This window comes from Faecalibacterium faecis (assembly GCF_040096475.1).
GTDB classification, from domain to species: Bacteria; Bacillota; Clostridia; order Oscillospirales; family Ruminococcaceae; genus Faecalibacterium; species Faecalibacterium taiwanense.
Map to the genome: position 1 here is coordinate 31,088 of NZ_JBBMEP010000001.1, position 23,840 is coordinate 54,927.

Below are 23,840 nucleotides of genomic sequence, written 5' to 3' on the forward strand. Positions count from 1 at the left end.
CACGGGGGAGTATACTGGAAGCAGAAGACCCCGGAAAATAAGAAGGACAAAGGAGATACTGAAAATGCAGGCAACCATTCGCAACGAATTTCTGACCCTGACCGTGGACACCCACGGTGCAGAGGCTGTCAGCCTGAAGAACGCCGCAGGCGAAGAGCTGCTTTGGCAGGCCGACCCGGCTGTGTGGAAGCGCCACGCCCCCATTCTGTTCCCGTGGACGGGCAAGCTGCCCGGCGGTACCTTTGAGGTGGACGGCAAAACGTACAAGGGCGGTCAGCACGGTTTTGCCCGCGACATGGAGCACACCCTGCTCAAGGCCGAGGGCGATACCATCCAGTTGGAGCTGCGCTCGGATGATGCCATCAAAGCCGAACGCTTCCCCTTCGACTTTGTGCTCACCAGCACCTTCCGTCTGGACGGCAAGACCGTGCACCATACGCTGACGGTGCGCAACCCCGGCACCGAAGAGCTGCGCTTTGGCATCGGCTATCACCCGGCGTTCAACATCCCCTTTGATGCACAGCACACCACCACGGATTACGAGTTCCGGTTCGACCAGCCGGAAAGCCCGGTCATTCTGGATGCCCGTCCGAACGGCCTGCTGTCTGGCAAGTGCTATTATCAGTGGAAGAACCAGCAGGCCATCCAGCTGACGGATGATCTGTTCGCAAACGACAGCTTCTGCATGGCGGGCCTGCGCACCAAGACCATTGGCATCTATGAGAAGGGCACCGGCCGCAAGATCACCTGCAATGTGGAAGGCTACCCCTACGCGCTCATCTGGTCGGCCCCTGCAAAGCCGGTGCGGTTTGTGTGCATTGAGCCGTGGCACAGCCTGCCCGCCGCCGAGACTGACCCGCAGCAGTGGAGCCAGCGTGCCGCTGCCGCCTGCCTTGCCCCGGGTGAAAGCTGGGAGACCACGTTGAGCACCACATTTGAGCGGTAAAACTCCCTCAGTCTCGTTTCGCTCGCCAGCTCCCTCAGAGAGGAAGCCTGTCTGCGCGGTCAAGCCTCCCTCGTTGAGGGCGGTGGCATCGCGCCGGCGATGACGGAAGGAGTTCTGCAAACAAGAAAAAGCTCCCGGAACATCGAAATGCTCCGGGAGCTTTTATGCTGTTATCAAAAGAAAAGCTTAGTACGCCACGCCCCAGTAGACCATGGTCTTGGCGGGCTTGCCGCAGCAGGGGCATACATCGCTCAGGTGTTCCTGCTCAAACGGCATGCAGCGGCTGGACAGGCCGACTTCTTCCTTCATCTTCATCTCGCAGGCAAGGTCGCCGCACCACATGGTCTTGATGTAGCCGGTGTTTGCCTTGGCCAGCTCCTTCACCTGGTCCATGGTGGTGGCAGCCCAGGTGCGCTTCTCGCGGTTGGCAAGAGCACGCTCGTACAGGTCCTTGCGCAGGGCCTCCAGCTGTGCGGGGATCGCAGTCTCCAGCTCGTCCAGAGAGACGAAGACTTTTTCGCGGGTATCGCGGCGCACCAGCACGCACTGGTTCTTTTCCAGATCCTTGGGGCCGATCTCCAGACGCAGAGGCACGCCCTTCATCTCCCACTGGGAGAACTTCCAGCCCGGTGCGTTGTCGCTGTCGTCCAGCTTCACGCGGGCATACTTGCTGATCTTCTCGGCCAGCTCGGCAGCCTTCTCGGAAACGCCGGGCTTGTGGGCTGCGATGGGCACTACGACCACCTGAATGGGGGCCACTGCCGGGGGCAGGATCAGGCCGTCGTCGTCGCCGTGGGTCATGATGATAGCGCCCACCAGACGGGTGGAAACGCCCCAGCTGGTCTGGAACGGATGATGCAGCTGGTTGTCGCGGCCGGTAAAGGTCACGTCATAAGCCTTGCTGAACTTATCGCCAAAGTAGTGGCTGGTGCCGCTCTGCAGGGCCTTGCCGTCCTTCATCATGGCCTCGATGGTATAGGTGGCCTCGGCACCGGCAAACTTTTCCTTGTCGGTCTTGCGGCCCTTCACCACGGGGATGGCCAGATCCTGCTCGCAGACATCTGCGTAGCAGTTCAGCTGCTGCTGGGTCTCAGCCTCAGCCTCGGCGGCAGTCTCGTGGATGGTGTGGCCTTCCTGCCACCAGAACTCGCGGCTGCGCAGGAAGGGGCGGGTGGTCTTTTCCCAGCGGACAACGCTGCACCACTGGTTGTACTTCATGGGAAGCTCACGGTAGCTGTGCAGCACGCGGGACCAGTGGTCGCAGAACATGGTCTCACTGGTGGGACGCACGGCCAGACGCTCTTCCAGCTTGTCGGAACCGCCCATCGTGACCCACGCCACCTCCGGCGCGAAGCCATTGACCAGTTCGCCTTCCTTCTGCAGCAGGCTTTCCGGGATCAGCACGGGCATTGCCACGTTCTCATGGCCGGTGGCCTTGAAACGGGCATCCATGTCCTTCTGGATCAGCTCCCAGATGGCCTGACCGTAGGGGCGCAGGATGATGAAACCCTTCACGCTGGAGTACTCCACCAGCTCTGCCTTCACGCAGATATCGGTGTACCACTGTGCGAAGTTCTCTTCCTGGCTGGTGATCGCCTGTACGAGCTTCTTTGAATCTTTTGCCATTTTTGCTTTTTCCTCCTAAGGCCGTGCGCCAAACGGCTTGCGTTCCGCACGAACCATATTAAAAGCCCCGTCCATGCAGTGCGGCCGGGTGCCGCACCAGAAGGCAGGGCTTTTTGACTGAATCAGTTCTGCGCGTGGCTGTCCACAAAGTTTACCACATCGCCCACGGTGCGCAGGGACTCGATGGCATCGTCCGGCACCTCAATGCCAAACTCATCCTCCAGCGTCATCACCATATCCACGATATCCAGACTGTCGGCCTCAAAATCGCTCATGATGTCACTATCCATCGTGATCTTTGCCGGGTCAACATCCAGCTGCTCCGCCAGCAATGCACGGATTTTTTCAAAAGTATCCATTCCTGTGGTCTCCTTTTTGCAGTTGTTTTGCCTGTCCTGTACACCGGTGCCGTGCGTGCGGCTGCCGTGACGGATGCACCCGCAGATGCTGCGCGGCCCCGGACTGTACAAAACTCTCTCTTTTTTTATATCCCATGCCATGCGTATTGTCAAGCCCTGTTTTCCATTCTGGCAGATTCCTTTGCGAAAAATTGCCGGAAAGGTGCATTTTCGCTTGACAGGAGCGCCCCGGTTTCTTATCATTATAGAGTAGCGAGTTTATAGGGACTGACCACAAGTCCCATGAAGGAGTTTTGAGCATGAAGCTTTCATTTACCAAAATGCAGGGCTGCGCCAACGATTATATCTATCTGGACTGCCGCAAAAGCGGTGTGCCGGAGAACATTGCAGCCCTTTCCGAAAAATTGTCCCGGCGGCATTTTTCCATTGGTGCGGACGGCATCATCTGCATCTGCGCTGCGCAGACGGCGGGTGCGGACGGCATGATGCGCATCTTCAACGCAGACGGCAGCGAGGGCAGGATGTGCGGCAACGGCATCCGCTGCGTGGCTGAATGGCTGTACACCCACGGCATTGCAAAGGAAACGCTTGCCATTGATACCCTCAGCGGCCTGAAGACCGTCACCCACAAGGGTGCGGGCCTGTGGCAGGTGGAGATGGGCGCTTACAGTGCCATGCCTGCCAGCCTGCCTGCTGTGAACATGGGCGAAGAACCGCTTGTGGACAAAGAACTGACCGTGGACGGCAAAACGTGGCATGTGACCTGCATCAGTGTGGGCAACCCCCACTGTGTGACTGTGGTGGAGGATGTGGACAGCCTGAAGCTGGAAGAGATCGGCCCGGCCTTTGAGCACCACGCAAACTTCCCGGAGCGCATCAACACCGAGTTCGTGCAGGTGGTGGATGCCACCCACCTGAAGATGCGGGTGTGGGAGCGCGGCAGCGGCGAGACATGGGCCTGCGGCACCGGCACCTGCGCCACCGTGGCGGCCCTGACCGAGCTTGGCATCTGCCCGGCAGGCGAGGACATCCATGTGCAGCTGCGCGGCGGTGTGCTGACCATCCGGGTATTGCCCGGCAGACAGCTGCTGATGACCGGCGCCGCCGAGACCGTGTGCGAAGGCACGACAGAAGTGTAAGGAAAACGAAAACCCTCTCAGTCGCCTGACGGCGACAGCTCTCCCGAAGGGCGAGCTTTTCCACATCAAGAGGAAAAGTTTTTCTTCACAACAAAAAAGCTCCCCCACTCGGGGGAGCTGGCATCGAGCGGACGCGAGATGACTGAGAGGGTCATACCAAAACAGAAGCGAGGGAAAGTACTATGAAGATGAACAAACACTATAACGAGCTGAAGGCAAGCTACCTGTTTGTGGACATTGCCCACAAGGTGGCCGCTTATCAGGAGGCACACCCGGAGAAGGAGATCATCCGTCTGGGCATTGGCGATGTGACCCAGCCGCTGGCAAAGTGTGTGGTCAAGGCCATGCACGATGCAGCCGATGAGATGGGCACCAAGGAAGGCTTCCACGGCTATGGCCCGGAGCAGGGCTACCCCTTCCTCAAGCAGGCCATTCAGGGCTACTACGCAGGCCGCGGCACCCAGCTGGCAGAGGACGAGATCTTCATCTCGGACGGTGCCAAGAGTGATCTGGCCAATGTGCTGGGCCTGTTCGATGTGGACAACACTGTGCTGGTGCCGGACCCCGTTTATCCCACCTACGTGGACGATAACGTGACCGATGGCCGCAAGATCATCTACAGCCGCACCAGTCAGGAGAACGGCTTTCTGGGGATGCCGGATGAGAATGTGAAGGCTGACATCATCTATATCTGCAGCCCCAATAACCCCACCGGTGCCGCCTACACCCGCGATCAGCTCAAGGCATGGGTGGACTACGCCCGTAAGAACGATGCCATCATCCTGTACGATGCTGCATACGAGTGCTTCATCTCCGACGAGAACCTCGCCCGCAGCATCTTCGAGATCGAGGGTGCACGGGAGTGTGCCATTGAAATTTGCTCCTTCTCCAAGATCGCAGGCTTCACCGGCACCCGCTGCGGCTACACCGTGGTGCCCAAGGAGCTGGAGCGCGAGGGAATGAACATCAATAAGCTGTGGCTGCGCCGCCAGACCACCAAGTTCAACGGTGTGCCTTATGTGGTGCAGCGCGCCGCCGCTGCGGTGTTCACCGAGAGCGGCATGGCCGAGATCCAGCAGAATCTGGACTACTACCGCAAGAATGCCAAGGTCATCGCGGACGCACTGGATGAGTGCGGCGTGTGGTACTGCGGCGGCAAGAACAGCCCCTACATCTGGCTGCGCTGCCCCGGTAACATGAAGAGCTGGGAGTTCTTCGATTGGCTGCTGGAAAACTGCGGCGTGGTCGGTACCCCGGGCGTGGGCTTCGGCGAGTGCGGCGAGGGCTACTTCCGCCTGACCGCTTTCGGTGATGCCGAAAAGACCAAGATGGCCGCCGAGCGCATTAAGAACGCCATCAAGGCACTGTAAAAAGGAAAACTCCCTCAGTCATCGCTGCGCGATGCCAGCTCCCTCTGAGAGGGAGCCTTCAGGTGCGGCCCGGAAAGCTGCCCGCTGCGAAAAAAAGCCTCCCTCTATGAGGGAGGTGGCACGGCGTAAGTCGTGACGGAAGGAGTTCTCAAAAGCTCTGTTGCACAAACTGTGCAGCGGAGCTTTTTTGTTTACCCAACTTTTCTCGTACCCCTTGACAACTATGTATCTACTGTATATACTGTACATATACAGATAAAACATAAGAGCCAAAGGAGCAGCCGATGGAACTGTTTATCAACAACAAAAGCGGCGCGCCTATCTATGACCAGATCTACAACCAGATCAAGCAGCAGATCATCAGCGGGGCTTTGCAGCCGGACGAGGCCATGCCCTCCATCCGGGGGCTGGCACGGGATCTGCGCATCAGCGTCATTACCACCAAGCGCGCCTACGATGAACTGGAAAAAGAGGGCTTCCTTTACGCAGTACCGGCAAAGGGCTTTTTTGTAGCCCCTAAAAACACCGAGCTGCTGCGGGAAGAGAACCTGAAAAAAATTGAAGCGCACCTTACCGAAGCTGTGAAGCTGTCCGCATCCTGCGGGCTGAGCAGGGAAGAGCTGCGGGAGATGCTGGAACTGCTGTGGGAGGGCTGAACATGAACGCACTGGAACTGCGGGGACTTACAAAGCACTATAAGGACTTTACCCTCGGACCGCTGGATCTGACACTGCCCGGCGGCACCATCTGCGGCCTGATCGGCGAGAACGGCGCAGGCAAAAGCACCACCATCAAATTGATTCTGGACATGCTGCAGAGGGACGGCGGTACCGTGACCATTTTGGACAGGGACAACCGCACCGACCTTGTACACACCAAGGAAGAAATCGGTGTGGTGCTGGGCAGCGATGGCATTCCCCTGTGCCTGAACGCTGTGGAGGTGGGCAAGGTGATGGCGGGCATCTACCGCAACTGGGACGCTGGTGACTACACGGCGTTTTGCCGGAAATTTGACCTGCCGCCGGACAAAAAGTATAAGGATTACTCCGCTGGAATGCAGAGGAAGCTGTGCATTGCGGTGGCACTGGCGCACCACCCGAAGCTGCTGCTATTGGACGAAGCTACCAACGGGCTGGACCCGGTGGTGCGGGACGAGGTGACCGACCTGCTGCTGGACTTTGCCCGGGACGAAAACCACTCCATCCTTATCTCCTCCCACATCGTCAGCGACTTGGAAAAGCTGTGCGATACCATCGCCTTCCTGCACAAGGGCAGACTGCTGCTCTGTGAGGAAAAGGACGCCTTGCGGGAGGAATACGCCCTGTGGCATGGCACGGCGGCGCAGCTGGCGGCACTGGATACGCGGGTGTACGGCAAGCGGGTCACCCCCTACGGGGTAGAGGCGCTTGTGCGCCGGGATGCAATGCCCGCCGGGGCAGAGCTTACCCCGGTAAGCATTGAGGAATTGTTTGTACTGATGGTGAAAGGGGAGTGTGCTGCATGAAAGGCTTGCTGTTAAAGGACGCATATCAGGCATGGTATTACGCAAAAATGGTCGTTGTGGGAGCTGTAGTCATGATGGGTGCGGGCGTGATCCCGATGATGAACGGGGCCAATTTCTTCATTGTCTATGCGGGCTTTTTGCTGGGTATGATGCCCATGACACTGCTGGCATACGACCAAACCAGCAATTTCAACGAATACAGTGCCGCGCTTCCGGCCACAAAAGAGCAGCTGGTGGGGTGTAAATACATTGTTGGTCTGTGCGGGCTGGTGCTGGCAGAGGTATTTGCTGCCGCGGCGCTTGGCGTGGCACAGCTGCACTGGGTAGCCGTGGATAGCGCGCTCGTGATCTCTACGCTGGTGCAGGTGGGCATGACCACCCTGCTCAGCAGCACCATCCTGCTGCCGCTGAGCTACCGCTTCGGCTACGAAAAGGCAAAGGTCGTGTTCTATTTCATAGTTGGTGCGCTCGCGGCCCTGATGGGCTTTTCCGTGGCCGCAAACGAGGACGGTATTGTGAGAAACCTTCTTCCGCAGAGCATCTCGTCGCTGGGGCTGCTGGGTATTGCGGTGGCGGCTCTGACGCTGTATGCTCTCTCGTGGCGGCTGTCTGTTGCATGGTACGGAAAGGCGGAGCAGTAAAATGAAGAAAAGTCAGATCGCGGGTATCCTGTTCGGCGTTGCCATGGGCGTTTTGTTCAGCGTGTCGCTGGGGACAGTGGGTTTTGTGCTGGGCGCCAGCTTTGCAATTCTGGGCATGGTGATGTTCAAAGGATTGGATGACCCACAGGATAAAAAGTGAGCTGTAAAAAAGAGCGCCGCCCCTGCAGGAGAAGCTTCTCCGGTAAGGGCGGCGCGTATTTATTTCTTGGACTTTTCGGCGGTTTTCTGCGCGGCTTCCAGTTCCTCCACCCGCTTTTGCAGGGCGGTGATCTTGTCGTCCATTTTCAGGAACGTCCACACCAGAACAGCCAGCACCACCGCAGGCGGAACCACCATCCACAGGGACTGCTGGCACCAGAGCAGCAGCGAATAGCCGCCGAACACGGTAAAGAGGAACACGGCAAACAGGCTTGCAGCAAGGACAGCAAAAAATCCCATACAGAAAATCTCCTTTCGGTTATTCTTCCGTTTCTTCCTCGTCCGGGTCCAGCTCGATGCTGAACACGGCTTTTTTCAGCTTACCGCAGCCCTGTGCCTTCAGACCGGACTTATACGGCTCGCCTGCCAGATACAGGGCAAACCGTCCCTCACACAGCATACCGGCAATGCTGGTGCCGGCGGTGCCTACGGTGGTGTCGGTGGCTTCGTCGGTGGGCTTGGTGGGGGTCAGTTCCGCAAGACTTACCTCAAACAGCTCGCTGCCGTCCAGATCGGTCTCCAGCGTGATGTGGTTGTCGTGGCGCTGGAACAGCGCTTTATCGGAAGTCAGCGGTGTGACGGTGCTCACAGTGACCACAGCCTTTTCGCCGTCGATGCGGGTGCGTCCGGCGGGCAGGGTGGTGATGTCCCGCGCCATGATATACTCAATGACGGTGTCGAGGTTGTCGCTCACGCCCAGATAGTTGGGCAGGTTGTTCAGGGTATCGTAGATCATAGAAGAACTCCTTTATCGTGCAAAACAAGGTTCACCGCCTGCATATAGCACAGACGGTGAACCGGAATTTTAAATTTTATTCTGCGTCCTTCGGGTCGGTCATCAGCTCTTTGATGCTGGGCACCACGCCGCCCAGATTCTGAAGCTCCGAAGGAATGATGATCTTGGTTGCCTTGCCGTTGGCCACCTTGGCCAGAGCTTCCAGACTGCGGATGGCCAGAACCTTATCGCTGGGCATGGCCTCGTTCAACAGGCGGATGGCGTCGGCGTTGGCCTTCTGCACGGCCAGAATGGCCTGTGCTTCGCCCTCGGCTTCCAGAATGCGCTGCTGCTTCACAGCATCCGCGCGCAGGATGGCGGCTTCCTTTTCGCCCTCAGCGGCGGTAATGGCGGCCTGCTTTTCACCGTCGGCTTTCAGGATGACGGCGCGCTTCTCGCGCTCAGCCTTCATCTGTTTCTCCATGGCTTCCTGAATTTCACGCGGCGGGATGATGTTCTTCACCTCCACGCGGTTCACCTTGATGCCCCACTTGTCGGTGGCTTCGTCCAGGATGGCGGTGATCTTGCCGTTGATGACATCGCGGCTGGTCAGGGTGTGATCCAGCTCCATTTCGCCAATGATGTTGCGCAGGGTGGTGGCAGACAGGCTTTCGATTGCCGCAATGGGCTGGTTGACACCGTAGGTGTAGAGCTTGGCATCCATCACCTGAAAGAACACCACGGTATCGATCTGCATGGTAACGTTATCGCGGGTGATGACCGGCTGAGGGGGAAAGTCTGCCACCTGCTCTTTCAGGCTCACCTTTTTGGCGATGCGCTCGATGAAGGGAATCTTAATGTGCAGGCCTGCCGACCATGTGTCGGAGTAGCTGCCCAGCCGCTCAACGACATACACCTTGGACTGGGGCACGATGACGATATTGGTGATGATCACCAGCAGGACGACAAAGACCAGCGCGAGGATCAGAAAAAACATGACCATAGTGGTTCTCCTTTTTCAGATGGGTGCAACGTTTCAGCGCAGAACGCAGATCACGCTCTGCGGCTTTCGGTCAATACGGGCTCCACGATGAGCAGGGTGCTGTGCAGTTCGGTCACACGGCAGCGCTGCCCGGGGGTGAGAATGTCGCCGGGAGTGGCGCAGCGGGCATTCCAGTCCACGCCGTCCAGTCGCACACGGCCCGGTAGGTCGGCGGTGACGGTGGTCAGCACGGTGGCCTCCCGGCCAAGGTTTCGGTCGCCATTGGTGGGGGTGATTTTCTGGCGCAGCTTTGCAGCCAGCGGCCGGAACGCCAGCAGGCACAGAATGCTTACCACAATGAACACCAGGGCCTGCGCCCGGAACGAATCCGTGAACAGGCAGGTGAGCAGGGCGGCAGCTGCGCCGACGGCGAACCAGACAGAGGTCATGCTGAAGGTGGAAGCCTCCAACAGTAAAAAGCCCACCACGGCAGCCAGCCAGAGAAATGGAACAGGATTCATGGTTCTCCCTCCTTATGGCCCTATTATAGAGTATCACCCGGGTGGAAGGTCAAGCGTTTTTTACTGGAACGTTGCGCAGAAAACGAAATAAAGAACAAAATAAATGAAAAGCAGTGCAAGATGTAGTTTGCGGATACGGCCCTTTGTGTGAAAATGCAACAACGGGCGGCCCGCAGGCTGCCCGTTGTTGCGAAAATAAAAGATAAAATTTCCTCTGAATGTGCCCAGAGCGAACGCGGCGGGCATTCAAATCGTTTTTACTTGATATCGTAATAGCTGTGGTTCGGGTTATGCCCGTTCTCCTCCACCACGATGGTAAAGCCCATGGGGTTCACCTCCGTGTGCTTGCCGGAAGCCAGCGGCTCCACGATGATGTGCTCCGAGCGGTTCACGATGATCTCGGCGGTCTCCGCTTCGCCTACGCGCTGGTAGTGCAGGATGCCGTCCTGCGCCCGGAGCACCCGCAGCTCACCGGTGCGGAAGGCCTCGCAGGTGTGGCGCAGCTGCGCCAGCTGGGCAAGCACCGGCTTCAGGCGCTTTTCATGGCTGTCCCAGCAGAAGAAGGCACGGTTGAAGGGGTCGCGGTAGCCCTGCATCCCGATCTCGTCACCGTAGTACAGGCAGGGCACGCCGGGCAGCGTGTAGATGATGGCATAGGCCATGCGCAGACGCAGCATCCCTTCCTCATAGGCTTCGCCGGTCACACAGCGGCCGCTCTGCCACTCGCGGCCACGGCCGTTGGCGGGCTCGTCCGCGATCACGGTGAGGGCGCGTTCGGTGTCGTGGGTGGAGAGAAAGTTCAGCGCAGTGTCCATGGCAGGGGCGGGGTAGTGCTCACAGATGGACAGAATTTCGCCCATGGCCTGCTCGGCGGGCTTACCCTTTACAAAGTCCAGCACAGCGTTTTTGAAGGGGTAATTCATCACGCTGTCCAGCCCCTTGCCCAGCAGATAGGTGCGGCGCTGGCCAAAGCCGTATTTGGTGGTGGCATCCTCCCACACCTCGCCCAGCAGGAACTTCTCCGGGCTGACCCGCTTGACAGCGGCGCGGATCTTTTCAATAAAGTCGTCCGGCAGCTCGTCGGCCACATCCAGACGGAAGCCTGCGGCACCGCGCCGCAGCCATGTGTCAATGACACCGCCCTCGCCGGTGATGAACTCCACATAGGAGGGGTTCTCTTCGTTCACCTCGGGCAGGGTCTCGAAGCCCCACCAGCTGCGGTAGCCGCCCTTATACTTGGGGTCAAAATCGTACCAGCTGCGGTAGGGGGAGTTGGGGTCGCGGTAAGCGCCGCCGTCACCATAGCGGCCTTCGCGGTTGAAATAGCGGCTGTCGGAACCGGTGTGGCTGAACACACCGTCCAGCACGATGCCAATGCCGTACTTGGCGGCCTCGCGGCAGAGCACCTCGAATTCCTCGTTGGTGCCCAGCAGCGGGTCTACGTTGAGATAGTCGGCGGTGTTGTAGCGGTGGTTGGAGTGCGCCTCAAAGATGGGGTTGAGGTAAAGGTAGTCCACCCCCATCTCCCGCAGATAGGGCAGCTTGATGCGGATGCCTTCCAAGTCGCCGCCGAAATAGTCCTCGTTCAGGTGGCCGCCGGTCTCGTTGGGCTGCCAGAAGGGTTCGGCGTGTTTGTCGGCCTGATACAGCCGGTCCGGGAAAGGCATGGGCTTGTTCTCAATGCCCTCGCAGAACCGGTCCGGGAAGATCTGATAGAACACCTTGCCCTTGATGCACTCCGGGGTCTGAAAACCGGCATCGTAGACGGTGATCTGCCACTTTTCGCCTTCCTGCCAGCTGACAACGCCGCAGTTGTCCGGCCCGCGGTAGATGCGGCGGAAGTCGGTGTAGAGGTCGAAGTAGTAGAAGTACAGGCCCGGGTCATTCAGCGGCAGCTCCACGGAAAAGTGGTTCTGCTGGGGGGTCTGGCCGTCGAACTTCATGCGGTAGTGCACCGGCACGTCATATTTTCCCTCCTTCTGGAGCACCAGATGAGGATCGACATAGCCCAGCTCTTCCGGGATGCACAGGGTCAAACGTACGGTCTGACCGGCCCGCAGTGCGCCAAAGGGCTGCTTGAAATAGGGGTCGTAGCTATTGAACAGACAAGACAAAGCAGGGTCGTCCTTTCTCAAAAAAGCCCCGGCGGGCCAAACGCCGCCGGGGCAGATGGATTTTTTAAGGGAAAATTACTTGCCCATGGGCACCGGGGAAGCGTACCAGATGTCGTGTGCGTAATCCAGCACAGAGCGGTCGGCGCTGAAGATGCCGCTGTTGGCAATGTTCTTCAGGCTCATGTGTGCCCACTTTTCGCGGTCGGCATACAGCTTCTGCAGGTCGGCCTGTGCGCGGCGGTAATCCTTGAAGTCGGCCATGACCATATACGGGTCGCTGCTGCGCAGGTTCTCGGTCACTTCGTGGAAGTTCTCGCCATTCCAGCCGCGCTCCAGGAAGTTCAGAGCGTTGTTGGCAACGTCATCGCCCATGATGAAAGCGTTGGGATGGTAGCCCACCTGCTTGAGGTTGTTCACCTCGGGGGTCAGCATACCGAAGATCAGCTCGTTCTCCTTGCCGGCAGCGTCTGCGATCTCCACGTTTGCGCCGTCCAGAGTGCCCAGAGTGATAGCGCCGTTCAGCATGAACTTCATGTTGCCGGTACCAGAAGCCTCGGTGCCGGCCAGAGAGATCTGCTCAGAGACCTCGGCGGCGGGCATCAGGTGCTCGCTCAGAGAGACGCAGTACTCTTCCAGATAGACCACGCGCAGCTTGTCGCGCACAGCGGGGTCGTTGTTGATGAGGTCGCCCAGCTTGCAGATCATGCGGATCATCTGCTTTGCCATGTAGTAACCGGGAGCAGCCTTTGCACCGAAGATATAGGTCTTGGGGATGAAGTCGGCGTTGGGGTTCTCCTTCAGGTACAGGTACTGGGCAGCAATGTTCAGCGCGTTCAGGTGCTGGCGCTTATACTCGTGCATACGCTTGACCTGACAGTCAAAGATGGAGTTCGGGTCGATGACCTGACCGGTGCTCTTGGACAGATAGTTGGCAAAGTTCTTCTTGTTTTCCAGCTTGATGGCGTTCAGCTGCTTGAGAACGGTCTTGTCGTTCTCAAACTTGTTCAGCTTGGACAGATCGGAAGCATCATGCTTGTAGCCGTCGCCGATGGTCTCGTCCAGCAGCTTGCACAGGCCGGGGTTAGAGGCCAGCAGCCAGCGGCGGTAAGCGATGCCGTTGGTCACGTTCTTGAAGGCCTGCGGCTTGAACAGGTAGTAATCGTGGAAGACGCTATCCTTGATGATCTGGCTGTGCAGCTTGGACACGCCGTTGATGCTGTTGGCGGTGTAGGCGCAGATGTTTGCCATGCGCACCTGATTGTCGCCGATCAGTGCCATATAGTCGATCTTGCCCTTGTCGCCGGGGAAGACCTTCTCCAGCTCTGCGCGGGCGCGGCGGTCCATCTCCACCACGATCTGGTAGATGCGGGGCAGGGTCATCTTGAAGATATCCACGTTCCACTTTTCCAGAGCCTCAGCCATGACGGTGTGGTTGGTGTAGGAGAAGACCTTCTGGCAGATGTCGAATGCCTTGTCCCAGCCAAAGCCGCACTCATCCAGCAGAATGCGCATCATCTCGGGGATGGCGAGGGTGGGGTGGGTGTCGTTCAGCTGGATGGCCACCTTGTCGGGCAGGTTCTCGAGGGTCGCATAGCTGGACAGGTGGTTCTGGACGATATCGCCGATGGATGCGGCAGACAGGAAGTACTGCTGGCGCAGGCGCAGGATCTTGCCCTCAACATGGTTATCGTTGGGGTACAGCACCTTGGAGATCAGCTCTGCATTGGCGTTCTTGCTCATTGCAGTGTTGTAGTTGCCAAGAGAGAAGCTGGACATATCAAAGTCCGGGGCCTTTGCCTGCCACAGGCGCAGCTTTGCAACGCCCTTGCCGTCGTAGCCCTGCACATACATATCAGAGGGAACAGCCATGACGCTGTTGTAGTTGGTGTGCTGGATATAGTGGAAACCTTTGTCCCAGTTCTCGTGGATCTCGCCGTCAAAGCGCACTTCCACAGCCTGATCGGGGTGGCTCTGCAGCCAGACCTGACCGCCGGGCAGCCAGTTGTCGGCACGCTCCTGCTGCCAGCCGTCCACGATCTTCTGCTTGAAGATGCCGTACTCGTACAGGATGGAGTAGCCGGTGCCGCAGATGCCGGTGGTGGCCATGCCGTCCAGATAGCAGGCAGCCAGACGGCCCAGACCGCCGTTGCCCAGACCTGCATCCGGCTCTTCCTCAAAGATGCTGTCAATATTGATATCAGCATCGGACAGGGCCTTTTTTGCCACCTCGTCCAGACCCAGGTTCAGCAGGCTGGTCTTCAGGCTGCGGCCCATCAGAAACTCCATGCACAGGTAATACACCTGCTTGGTGCCGGTGCCAATGGCCTTGGACTGGAACTTCTTGTGGTTCTCACTCATCATCTGGCGGCAGATCAGAGCCAAAGAGCGGTAGATCTGCTGGTTGGAAGCAACGCTCAGCTCCACGCCGTACTCGCTGGTGAGCTTGTCCTGAAGAAGTTTACCGAATTCTTTCGATGTCATAAAGGTACTCCTATCCGCATAAGTTTTCAGCTTTGCTAAAATAATTGAAATAATTGGCGCCTGCAGGCACTTTCCCTCACTTGCTCTGCCGCCAACATAACAAAGATATTATAATATGGCAGAATGACAAATGCAAGGAATCAGGGGATTTTTTCTGTAACTGACATTTTTTTATTGAACTTTCTGATAAATATGCCAAAATTTCAAAAAATACACTTTTTCTTGATGCTTATTTATATTATAATAGGGAGAGAAAGCTGTGTTCCGAAACATTTTCGGGGACAAACTCCGGGAGAAATGTGCCGGGTAACTCGCCCGGCGGGTGACAGGACACCAAAACGGTACCGGGAACGGTGCCGTTTCCCGGCAAAAATCAGAAAATCACTGCCCGCTGCGGGCAGAAAAGGATAAAAAGGGGAAACAGATATGGTCAACAAGGTACGGGTGAACATTGCAGGTACGCCGTATGCCATTGCTACGACGGACCCGGAAAAATATATTTTGTCGCTGGCGAAAAAGTTGGATGAAGACATCACCAAGCTTTTGGACGATAATGCGAATCTTTCGGTGACTAAGGCGGCGGTGTTCTGCGCCATGGATTATCTGGACGAATACCGCAAGAGCACCGGCAGTGCTGAGAATATGCGCAGCCAGATCCAGGATTACATTGCGGATGCTACCCGCGCAAAGCTGGCGGAAGATAAGGTCAAAGCAGAGAATGAGGTGCTGCGGCGGGAAGCTGCCGCCCTGCGCGAACAGCTGGAAAAGATGCGCAATAAGGAAGCCCGGCGCGAGGAGCGCGCCCAGCAGGCGGCACAGCAGTCTGCTGCCGAGGGCGAAGCGGACAAGGCGGAATAAGCCGTTTACAGGATAAAGGAGAAGTATGTCAAAGATCGAGATCCTTGCCCCGGTGGGCAACGAAGAAATGCTGCGTGCCGCTGTGTTCAGCGGTGCCGACGCAGTGTATCTGGGTTTTTCGGGTTTCAATGCCCGCACCAGTGCCAACAATTTTAACGCGGATACGCTGAAAGATGCGGTCGCCTTCTGCCATGCGCGGGGCGTGGCTGTGCATGTGGCGCTGAACACCACCGTCTATGGCGGTGAGCTGCCCGCGCTGGAACAGGCCATCCGTGCCGTTGCAGCCAGCGGTGCCGATGCGGTCATCTGTCAGGATCTGGCAGTGGCAACGCTGATCGGTAAAATTGCACCGCAGCTGCCGCGCCACGGCTCCACCCAGATGAGCGTGCACAGCCTGCAGGGTGCACTGGAGCTCAAGGAGCTGGGCTTCACCCGCGTGGTGCTGGCCCGTGAGCTGAGCATGCCCGAGGTGGAGCATATCACAAAGCACTGCGGCATCGAGACCGAGTGCTTCGTGCACGGCGCGCTGTGCATGTGCGTCAGCGGCCAGTGCTACATGTCGGCCTTTCTGGGCGGACGCAGCGGCAACCGCGGTTCCTGTGCCGGCCCGTGCCGCCTGCCGTTTGAGGCAAATGCCCTGCCGGAGGGCAAGCCGGGCCGTCTGCACCACCTGTCCTTAAAGGATAATTCGGTCATTGATAAGCTGGACAAGCTGCAGGCGCTTGGCGTGGCATCGGCAAAAATCGAGGGCCGTCTGCGCACGCCGGAGTATGTGGCGGCGGCAGTCAGCGCCTGTCTTGCAGGCCGCGAGGGCCGCGCCTACGACCGCGATCTGTTGAAGAATGCTTTCAGCCGTTCCGGCTTCACCTCCGGCTATCTGGATGGAAAGATCGACGGCACCATGTTCGGCGTGCGCAGTGAAGCAGACGCAGAGCAGACCAAAAAGACCCTGCCCATGCTGCGGGAGCTTTACCGCCGTGAGCGCAGCCGCGTGCCGGTAAAGATGAAGCTGGAAATTGAAGAGGGTGGCGAAAAGCTCACTGTCACCGATGCAGACGGCAGCAGGGCCTTTGCTTATGGGGATGCAGAGCCGCAGCCTGCTCGTACTGATCCCACCGAAAGCCTGCACCGCAGCCTTGCCAAGACCGGCGGCACGCCTTTTGCGGTGGAAGATCAGGATATTACCGTGGAAATGGACGGCGGGCCGTGGTTTATCCCGGGCGGTGCGGTGAACGAGCTGCGCCGCGAAGCGCTGGATGCCCTGCTCAAAAAGCGGGAAGTGCTGCGCCCGTGGCCCACCACCGAGGAGCATGTGCCTGCCCTGCCGCTGCGCACTCTGCCGCCCCACCGTACCCTGCGTGCCCGGTTTGAGAGCTGGGAGCAGGTGCCGGAGCGGGCGCTTGACGGCATCGAGTATTTCATCCTGCCCATTGCGCAGGCCGACCGCGTGCCCCGGGAATGGCGGGCAAAGACCCTTTTGGAGCTGCCCCGGGTCATGTTTGGCAAGCTGGAAGAGGATACCGCCCGCCGCATCGCGGCCACGCAGGACGCCGGTTTTGCAGGCTATGAGGTGAGCAATATCGCCCACCTGCGCCTGTGTCGGGGCCTGCCCATGAGCGGCAGCTTTGGCCTGAACATCACGAACCAGCTGGCCGCGCAGTTCTACGCGGACAACGGCCTTGGCTCCATGCTCATCCTGCCCGAGGTGAAGGACAGCGACATCAGCACCATTGCGCCCACCCATAACGGCAGGCCGGTGCCCACCGGCGTGCTGGTGTACGGCCATATGCCGCTGATGATCACCCGTGCCTGCCCGCTGCAGAACATCCACGACTGCGCCCACTGCGACAAGACCGGCGTGCTGACCGACCGCAAGGCCAAGAAGTTCCCAGTGCGGTGCGGCCTCGGTGTGCGCACCATCTATAACCCTGTACCTATTTATATGGGGGATAAGCCGGGCGCTTTGACGGTGGACTACGGTGTGGCTTACTTCACGCTGGAAAGCCGGGAGGAAGCGGCCAAAATTCTGGAGATGATCCGCACCCATGCACCCTTTGAAGGTGATTTTACCCGTGGGTTGTATTTTAAAGGTACGAACTGAAACTCCTTCCGTCATTGCTGACGCAATGCCACCTCCCTGAGGGAGATGGCGAGCGTATGCGAGACTGAAGGAGTTGCTATAAAATCAAAACGAGGTATACTATGGAACCCATCACAGTAAAATATAAGGTATTGGACACCCGTGCCAAGGTGCCCTCTTACGCAACCCCCGGCTCTGCTGCCGCCGACCTGTGCGCCGTACTGGACGCGCCGCTCACCCTTGCCCCCATGGAGCGGGCACTGGTGCCCACCGGCCTTGCCATCGAGCTGCCCGGCCCCCACAGCGTGGCACTGGTGTACGCCCGCAGCGGCCTTTCCATCAAGCACGGCCTGTGCATGGCCAACGGCGTGGGTGTGGTGGACAGCGATTACCGCGGCGAGCTGAAGGTGCCCATGGTCAATCTGGGCAGGGAAGCCTACACCATTCAGCCCGGTGAGCGTGTGGCCCAGCTGTGCATCGCACCGGTGTACACCGCTGCCTTTGTGCCTGCCGAAGAGCTGGGCGATACCCAGCGCGGCGAGGGCGGCTTTGGCTCTACCGGAAAGTGAGATGGAATCATGAACCTGATCTTAGCTTCCGGCAGCCCGCGCAGGCGGGAGCTGCTCTCCTTATATACCACCAATTTCACCGTCTGCGTCAGTGACTTTGACGAAAGTGCGGTGCAGGCCGCTACGCCTGCCCATCTGGTGGAACAGCTGGCCCGGGGCAAGTGCCTTGCTGTTTCGGCCCAGCACCCGGGCGCTGTGGTCATCGGCTGTGATACGGTGGTGGATGTGAACGGCGAGGTGTTCGGCAAACCCCACAGCGAAGAGGACGCAAAGCGGATGCTGCGCGCCCTTTCCGGTGCCACCCACGAGGTGCACACCGGCGTGTGCATCTCGGACGGTGCGCGCACTGAAAGCTTTGTGGACAGCTGCCGCGTTACCTTCTTCCCACTGGGTGAAGAGGAGATCGACTTCTACGCTTCCACCGCCGAACCCTACGATAAAGCCGGTGCCTATGCCATTCAGGGGCGGGCGGCCCTCTGGCTGGACCGTATTGAGGGCGACTACTACACCATCATGGGTCTGCCGGTGAGCCGCACCGTACAGCTGCTGGCACATTTTGTGTGATAAAACTGGAAAAAACGAAGAAAACTTGCGCAAACGCTTGAGAAATCATTGCCTTGCGGCTATAATAGAACCGTGTTATTCTGCGCAAAGGCGGCACAAAAGGGCTGCCGGATGTTCTGGCGCTATAGATAAAATGGGAAGCATAAGGAGAATTTTTACAATGGGCCTGTTTTCTAAAGATGTAGGTATCGATCTGGGTACCGCAAATACTCTGGTATATATGAAGGGCAAGGGCATCATCATGCGGGAGCCTTCGGTCGTGGCTGTGGATACCAAGACCGACGAGGTGCGCTGTGTGGGTGCCGAGGCAAAGGCTGTCATTGGCCGTACCCCCGGCAGCATCGTGGCTGTACGTCCGCTGAAGGATGGCGTGATCGCTGACTTTGACATCACCACCAACATGCTGGAAAATTTCCTCAAGAAGGCATGCGGCAACAGCATGTTCTCCCGCCCCCGCGTGGTCATCTGCATCCCGTCCGGCGTTACCGAGGTGGAGCGCCGCGCTGTGCGCGAAGCTACCCTGAAGGCCGGTGCCCGTCAGGTGTCCGTCATTGAGGAACCCATGGCAGCAGCCATCGGTGCGGGCCTGCCCATCAGCGAGCCTACCGGCAGCATGATCGTGGATATCGGCGGCGGCACGGCTGAGATCGCTGTGATCTCTCTGGGCGGCATCGTGGCCTCCCGCAGCGTGCGCATGGCAGGCGATATGTTCGATCAGGCCATCATCGCCTTCATCAAGCGCAAGTACAACCTGCTGATCGGTGAGCGCACCGCAGAGCAGATCAAGATCGAGATCGGCTCCGCCTATGCGCTGGACCCCGAAATGACCATGGAGATCAAGGGCCGTAACCTCGTGGACGGCCTGCCCAAGAACATCGTCGTCCACTCTGAGGATGTGCGCGAAGCTCTGCTGGAATGCCTGGTCAAGATCACCAGCGCCATCAAGGAAACGCTGGAGCGCACCCCGCCGGAGCTGAGTGCGGATATCATCGACCGCGGCATCACCCTGACCGGCGGCGGCGCACTGCTGCGCGGTCTGGATCAGCTGATCCAAAGCGAGACCGGCATCGACGTACACATTGCGGAAGACCCGCTGGACTGCGTGGCCAAGGGTGCCGGTGCGGTGCTGGATCATGTGGATGTCCTGCATGACGTGCTGGACACCGACGGCGGCCACATGTAACACGGGCAAGGCCCACACTTGCGGAAAAAGGCTCTTTTGCGCAGCGTCTGCGCTGATTTCCGCTGCAAACAATGTCTCTTGCGCGGATGGCAGGGCTGTCCGCGCTTTTCTTATGGCATGGCATCCACCCGAAACAGGAGGGTACTCCCTTGAAGGATTTTTTTGACACATGGAAATTTAAGATACTGGTAGCCGTGGCGGTGTTTCTGGTGGGAATCATGGCCTATGCCGGTGCCAACGGACGGCTGACTGCTGCCCCGCAGGAACTGCTGGGCGTGGTGCTGATGCCGCTCCAGAAGGTCACATCGGCACTGAGCGGCGGCATTGGCTCGGTGTGGGAAAAATACACCAGCATCGATGAGGTCATGGAACAGAACGAACAGCTGAAAGCGGAGAATGCTGAGCTGCGCCAGCAGATCGTGGACTACGACCGCATCAAGGCGGAGAACGAAGCCTACAAGGCACTGGCCCGCATTCAGGATTCCAACACCGAAGCAAGCTATATTTCTGCCTTTGTGATCGGCCGCGACCCGCTGGATGAGTTCGGAGGCTTTACGCTGGACTGCGGCACGGTGAACGGTGCAGCCGTGAACGATGCCGTGATCAGCGATAAGGGCTATCTGATCGGCATGGTGGTGGAAGCCGACACCACCAGCTGCAAGGTGATGACCATTCTGCACCCCAGCTTCAGCGCTGCGGGCGTGGTATCCCGCACGCGGGAAAACGGCATTATCAATGGCAGCACCGATTATGCCGGTGACGGCCTGTGCGTGCTGACCAATCTGGAACGCGCCACTGAGACGAAGATGGGCGATCAGGTGATCACCACCGGTCTTGGCGGAGTGTTCCCGCCGGATCTGCTGGTGGGAACCGTGCAGAAGGTGGAGCCGGAAGTCAGCGGCAAATCTTCCATTGCAGTGGTGCGCCCGGGTGCAGACCCGCGCACGGTCAAGCACGTATTCGTTATTACCGACTATTAAGGGGGCGCATTTGTATGGAATCACGCCGCATGCGCAGCCGCAGCCAGATCCTGAAATGGGTCTGCTACGCGGTGGCACTGTTTGTGTGCGCGGCACTGCAGACGACCCCCGGCCTGCTCCAGCTGGGGCAGGCAAAGCCGCTGTTCATTCTGCCGCTGTGTCTGGCTGTGGCCGTGTATGAAGGCGAGTTTGCAGGTGCGCTGTTTGGTGCCGTGAGCGGCCTTTTGTGGGACTACACCGCCGGGCGCACCGTGGGTATGCTGGCGCTGGAACTGCTGTTGCTCTGCTTTGCGCTTTCGGTGCTGGTTCAGGTGTATCTGCAGGGCAGCACATGGAACTTTGCGCTCATCAGCACCGGCACGGCCCTTGTGGTGCTCTCGCTGGACTGGCTGTTCTTCTACTACATGCCCGGCTACAGCTGGGCGCTGAGCCGCTGGCTGACCTTTGTGCTGCCTTCGGCCATGATGACGCTGGTGCCGTCGCTGATGCTGTTCAGTCTGGTGCGGCACATTTACAGCGCATTCAAAATCGACAACGGCGTAGTCTGAACCGCCGGAGGAAACGCGGATGAACCAAAACGAACGAAAAAACGTTGTGCGCCGGATGATCCTGCTCATTGCAGTGGCATGTGTTATCATGGGCCTGTACGTGATGCGGCTGATCTTTCTGCAGCTGGTCAACGGCGACGACTTCAAGGCCAAGGCCACCAACACCACCGACTATAACTTTACGGTCACGGCGGCCCGCGGCGATATCGTGGACAGCGCCGGGCGGCGCATTGCCACCACAACCACCAGCTACAATGTGGTCCTCAACAAACTGCTGATGGGCGACCGGGATCTGGACACCATGCTGCAGCAGATCGTGGAGCTGCTGCGTGCGAATGGCGAGAGCTGGAATGATACGCTGCTGATCGGTCAGGCGGACGCAGCAGGCAATTACGCCTTTACGGACGATGACACGTCCACCAGCGACCAGAAGCAGCTGGCAGACATGAAGGAAACGCTTGGTCTGCAGCAGTACGCCACCGCCAACGATGTAATGGAAATGCTGGTGGAAAAGAACGATCTGCAGGATTTTTCGCCGGAATGGCAGCGTGTGCTGGCCGGCATCCACTACGAGATGGACCGGCAGGCGTTCTCCAATGTGAACAATTTTGTCATGGCGGAGAACGTGAGCACCCTCGCGGTGGCCACCATCAAGGAACACAGCCTGCAGCTGCCGGGTGTGGAGATCGTGGAGACCAGCGCCCGCAGCTACGACCAGAGCGATATCATCCCGGCGGTGCTGGGCCGTGTGGGCAAGATCACGGCGGAAAAGTGGAAGGTGACCGATTCCAACGGTCAGGTGACCTATCCGCTGCGGGAAAAAGGCTATAACATGAACGATGTTCTGGGCATTTCTGGTCTGGAATCCGTTTATGAGGACGAGCTGCGCGGCAAGGACGGCGTGGAGACCATCACCCGCAATTCGGACGGCGTGATCGTGGATACAAAGCTCACCACTGTGCCGGAGCCGGGCCATACCGTGCAGCTGACCATTGACAGCAACTTCCAGCGTGCCGTGGACAAGGCACTGGCGGACAACATTGATATGATCAACCGCGTGTACAATACCGGCACCATGAAAGCTGCCGCCGGTGCGGTGGTGGTGCTGGACGTGAAGGACGGCAGTGTGCTGGCTGCTTCCAACTATCCCAGCTATGACCAGAACCTGTATGCCGCCAACTACAGCGAGTACAGCTCCGACCCGAGCCTGCCGCTGTTCAACCGCGCATTGCAGGGCCTGTATACGCCGGGTTCTACCTTCAAGCCCGCCGTGGCGGTGGCTGCACTGGATAGCGGCCTCATCAACCAGTATTCTACCGTTTACTGCAACGGCGTGTACAACTACTTCAAGGATTACCACCCCCGCTGTACCCGCCATGGCCACAGCGGCAACATCGATGTGGTAACGGCCATTAAGTGGAGCTGCAACATCTTCTTCTATGATGTTGGCCGCCGCCTGACCAGCGATGTGTACGATGCCTATGCCTACAAGCTGGGTCTTGGCCAGCGCACCGGTGTGGAGGTGAGCGAGGCCGTGGGCCGTCTGACCACCAAGAGCGACTCCAACTATACGGCATCGCTGGATGTGCAGGCCGCCATCGGTCAGGGCAACACGGTGGTCTCGCCCATCCAGCTGGCTACCTACGCGGCAACGCTGGCCAACAACGGCACCCGTTACCGCACCCATTTCGTCAAGGCCATTCTGGACACCAACACCGGCGAGGTGCTCAGCGAGACCAAGCCCGAGGTCATGGATGTGATCGAAGGCACCGGCAACACCTTTGAGCTGGTGCGGCAGGGCATGAGGCAGGTGCCCAGCACCATCAGCGGCAAAATTTCCAGCTATCCGGTGCCGATCGCCTGCAAGACCGGTACACCTCAGCGCAGTGAGACCTATGCGCCCGGTAAGCACTATCTGAACGCCATGATGGTGGCTTACCTCCCGGCGGATGATCCGCAGATCGCCATTGGCATTAGCATTGAGTACGGAGGCTATGGTGCCCGTACCGGTGATCTGGTGGTGGACATTGCAAATGCCTATTTTGCCCTGAAGGATGGCAGCCTTGCCCAGCAGGCCGAAGCGGAAAAGGAAGCCGAGCAGGCCCAGCAGGAAGATCAGGCGCAGACCACTGACCCAGCACAGGCCGCTGCAGGCCAGACCACCGGCAATGCCGCAGCCCAGCCTGCACAGATGGCACCCGCCGCAGACACTGCTGCGCCGGAAACGGCAGCAGAAGGGGAAGCCCAGCCTGCCGTGCAGGACGAGCAGCAGCCCGCCGCAGACACCGAGCAGAACCCCGATGCCATTGCGCCGGAGAACTGAAAACGGGAGACAAAACCGACACGGGAAAGGGCACTGCAGCGGGGTTTTGAATGGAAACATCCCTGAAAAGAAAACAAAATTGAATATTCTGTATAAAAACCAGTTGTAAAAGATTGGA

23 protein-coding genes are annotated in these 23,840 nt (G+C 58.7%); 15 read left to right on the forward strand and 8 right to left on the reverse strand.

The features are described 5' to 3' along the window. Nucleotides 1-64 precede the first annotated feature (64 nt). Entirely contained in the window at nucleotides 65-946 is an 882-nt protein-coding gene (locus WMO17_RS00150) for an aldose 1-epimerase family protein (RefSeq protein WP_349137232.1), read from the forward strand. A 186-nt stretch (nucleotides 947-1,132) separates the two neighbouring features. On the opposite strand, the gene proS is transcribed toward WMO17_RS00150, so the two are convergent. Further along, complete coding sequence (gene proS, locus WMO17_RS00155; RefSeq protein WP_332376162.1) at nucleotides 1,133-2,572, reverse strand: proline--tRNA ligase; 1,440 nt, start codon at nucleotides 2,570-2,572, stop codon at nucleotides 1,133-1,135. 122 nt (nucleotides 2,573-2,694) lie between these two features. After that, a complete protein-coding gene (gene acpP / locus WMO17_RS00160) occupies nucleotides 2,695-2,931 on the reverse strand; it encodes an acyl carrier protein (RefSeq protein ID WP_044953468.1) in 237 nt (78 codons plus the stop codon). Between the two features lie 299 nt (nucleotides 2,932-3,230). On the opposite strand from acpP, the gene dapF reads away from it, so the two are divergent. The 6 genes from dapF to WMO17_RS00190 all read left to right on the forward strand — a co-directional run bounded on the left by dapF (nucleotide 3,231) and on the right by WMO17_RS00190 (nucleotide 7,745). Next, nucleotides 3,231-4,070: a diaminopimelate epimerase gene (gene dapF, locus WMO17_RS00165; RefSeq protein WP_005939901.1), complete on the forward strand. Its 840-nt coding sequence runs from the start codon at nucleotides 3,231-3,233 to the stop codon at nucleotides 4,068-4,070. Between the two features lie 182 nt (nucleotides 4,071-4,252). Continuing rightward, complete coding sequence (locus WMO17_RS00170) at nucleotides 4,253-5,440, forward strand: LL-diaminopimelate aminotransferase (RefSeq protein WP_349137233.1); 1,188 nt, start codon at nucleotides 4,253-4,255, stop codon at nucleotides 5,438-5,440. Nucleotides 5,441-5,724: 284 nt separating this feature from the next. Further along, nucleotides 5,725-6,096: a GntR family transcriptional regulator gene (locus tag WMO17_RS00175; protein WP_005939906.1), complete on the forward strand. Its 372-nt coding sequence runs from the start codon at nucleotides 5,725-5,727 to the stop codon at nucleotides 6,094-6,096. 2 nt (nucleotides 6,097-6,098) lie between these two features. Continuing rightward, nucleotides 6,099-6,944, forward strand: a complete 846-nt coding sequence (locus WMO17_RS00180; RefSeq protein ID WP_349137234.1) for an ABC transporter ATP-binding protein — start codon at nucleotides 6,099-6,101, stop codon at nucleotides 6,942-6,944. Beyond that, nucleotides 6,941-7,585, forward strand: a complete 645-nt coding sequence (locus tag WMO17_RS00185) for an ABC-2 transporter permease (RefSeq protein ID WP_349137235.1) — start codon at nucleotides 6,941-6,943, stop codon at nucleotides 7,583-7,585. Before WMO17_RS00180 ends, WMO17_RS00185 begins: the two co-directional genes overlap by 4 nt. A 1-nt stretch (nucleotide 7,586) precedes the next feature. Next, nucleotides 7,587-7,745 carry a hypothetical protein gene (locus WMO17_RS00190; protein WP_173012852.1) on the forward strand — a complete coding sequence of 53 codons (159 nt, stop codon included), beginning with the start codon at nucleotides 7,587-7,589 and terminating at the stop codon, nucleotides 7,743-7,745. 59 nt (nucleotides 7,746-7,804) lie between these two features. On the opposite strand, the gene WMO17_RS00195 is transcribed toward WMO17_RS00190, so the two are convergent. The 6 genes from WMO17_RS00195 to WMO17_RS00220 form a co-directional block, all read right to left on the reverse strand. After that, nucleotides 7,805-8,044, reverse strand: a complete 240-nt coding sequence (locus WMO17_RS00195; protein ID WP_349137236.1) for a hypothetical protein — start codon at nucleotides 8,042-8,044, stop codon at nucleotides 7,805-7,807. Nucleotides 8,045-8,063: 19 nt separating this feature from the next. Beyond that, entirely contained in the window at nucleotides 8,064-8,540 is a 477-nt protein-coding gene (locus WMO17_RS00200) for a NanQ anomerase/TabA/YiaL family protein (protein WP_349137237.1), read from the reverse strand. A 76-nt stretch (nucleotides 8,541-8,616) separates the two neighbouring features. Further along, nucleotides 8,617-9,522, reverse strand: a complete 906-nt coding sequence (locus tag WMO17_RS00205) for an SPFH domain-containing protein (RefSeq protein WP_005939926.1) — start codon at nucleotides 9,520-9,522, stop codon at nucleotides 8,617-8,619. Nucleotides 9,523-9,572: 50 nt separating this feature from the next. Continuing rightward, a complete protein-coding gene (locus tag WMO17_RS00210; RefSeq protein ID WP_120079455.1) occupies nucleotides 9,573-10,022 on the reverse strand; it encodes an NfeD family protein in 450 nt (149 codons plus the stop codon). A 257-nt stretch (nucleotides 10,023-10,279) separates the two neighbouring features. Further along, the gene (locus WMO17_RS00215) at nucleotides 10,280-12,136 is read right to left on the reverse strand and encodes a glycoside hydrolase family 13 protein (RefSeq protein WP_338428616.1); all 1,857 of its coding nucleotides are present in this window, start codon (nucleotides 12,134-12,136) and stop codon (nucleotides 10,280-10,282) included. Between the two features lie 75 nt (nucleotides 12,137-12,211). After that, nucleotides 12,212-14,617 carry a glycogen/starch/alpha-glucan phosphorylase gene (locus WMO17_RS00220; RefSeq protein WP_349137238.1) on the reverse strand — a complete coding sequence of 802 codons (2,406 nt, stop codon included), beginning with the start codon at nucleotides 14,615-14,617 and terminating at the stop codon, nucleotides 12,212-12,214. A 426-nt stretch (nucleotides 14,618-15,043) separates the two neighbouring features. Between WMO17_RS00220 and WMO17_RS00225 the strand changes: the two genes are divergently transcribed. The 8 genes from WMO17_RS00225 to WMO17_RS00260 all read left to right on the forward strand — a co-directional run bounded on the left by WMO17_RS00225 (nucleotide 15,044) and on the right by WMO17_RS00260 (nucleotide 23,722). Further along, complete coding sequence (locus tag WMO17_RS00225; protein ID WP_097774784.1) at nucleotides 15,044-15,475, forward strand: cell division protein ZapA; 432 nt, start codon at nucleotides 15,044-15,046, stop codon at nucleotides 15,473-15,475. Between the two features lie 25 nt (nucleotides 15,476-15,500). Next, complete coding sequence (locus WMO17_RS00230; protein ID WP_349137239.1) at nucleotides 15,501-17,576, forward strand: U32 family peptidase; 2,076 nt, start codon at nucleotides 15,501-15,503, stop codon at nucleotides 17,574-17,576. A 101-nt stretch (nucleotides 17,577-17,677) separates the two neighbouring features. Beyond that, nucleotides 17,678-18,124: a dUTP diphosphatase gene (gene dut / locus WMO17_RS00235; protein WP_005939948.1), complete on the forward strand. Its 447-nt coding sequence runs from the start codon at nucleotides 17,678-17,680 to the stop codon at nucleotides 18,122-18,124. A 9-nt stretch (nucleotides 18,125-18,133) separates the two neighbouring features. After that, a complete protein-coding gene (locus WMO17_RS00240) occupies nucleotides 18,134-18,688 on the forward strand; it encodes a Maf family protein (protein ID WP_005939951.1) in 555 nt (184 codons plus the stop codon). 160 nt (nucleotides 18,689-18,848) lie between these two features. After that, nucleotides 18,849-19,871: a rod shape-determining protein gene (locus WMO17_RS00245; protein WP_005939954.1), complete on the forward strand. Its 1,023-nt coding sequence runs from the start codon at nucleotides 18,849-18,851 to the stop codon at nucleotides 19,869-19,871. 149 nt (nucleotides 19,872-20,020) lie between these two features. Further along, complete coding sequence (mreC, locus tag WMO17_RS00250; RefSeq protein WP_349137240.1) at nucleotides 20,021-20,851, forward strand: rod shape-determining protein MreC; 831 nt, start codon at nucleotides 20,021-20,023, stop codon at nucleotides 20,849-20,851. A gap of 14 nt (nucleotides 20,852-20,865) precedes the next feature. Continuing rightward, on the forward strand, nucleotides 20,866-21,399 hold the full coding sequence (mreD, locus tag WMO17_RS00255) for a rod shape-determining protein MreD (protein ID WP_044953428.1): 534 nt from the start codon (nucleotides 20,866-20,868) through the stop codon (nucleotides 21,397-21,399). 19 nt (nucleotides 21,400-21,418) lie between these two features. Continuing rightward, a complete protein-coding gene (locus WMO17_RS00260; protein WP_349137241.1) occupies nucleotides 21,419-23,722 on the forward strand; it encodes a peptidoglycan D,D-transpeptidase FtsI family protein in 2,304 nt (767 codons plus the stop codon). The last annotated feature ends 118 nt before the right edge of the window (nucleotides 23,723-23,840 follow it).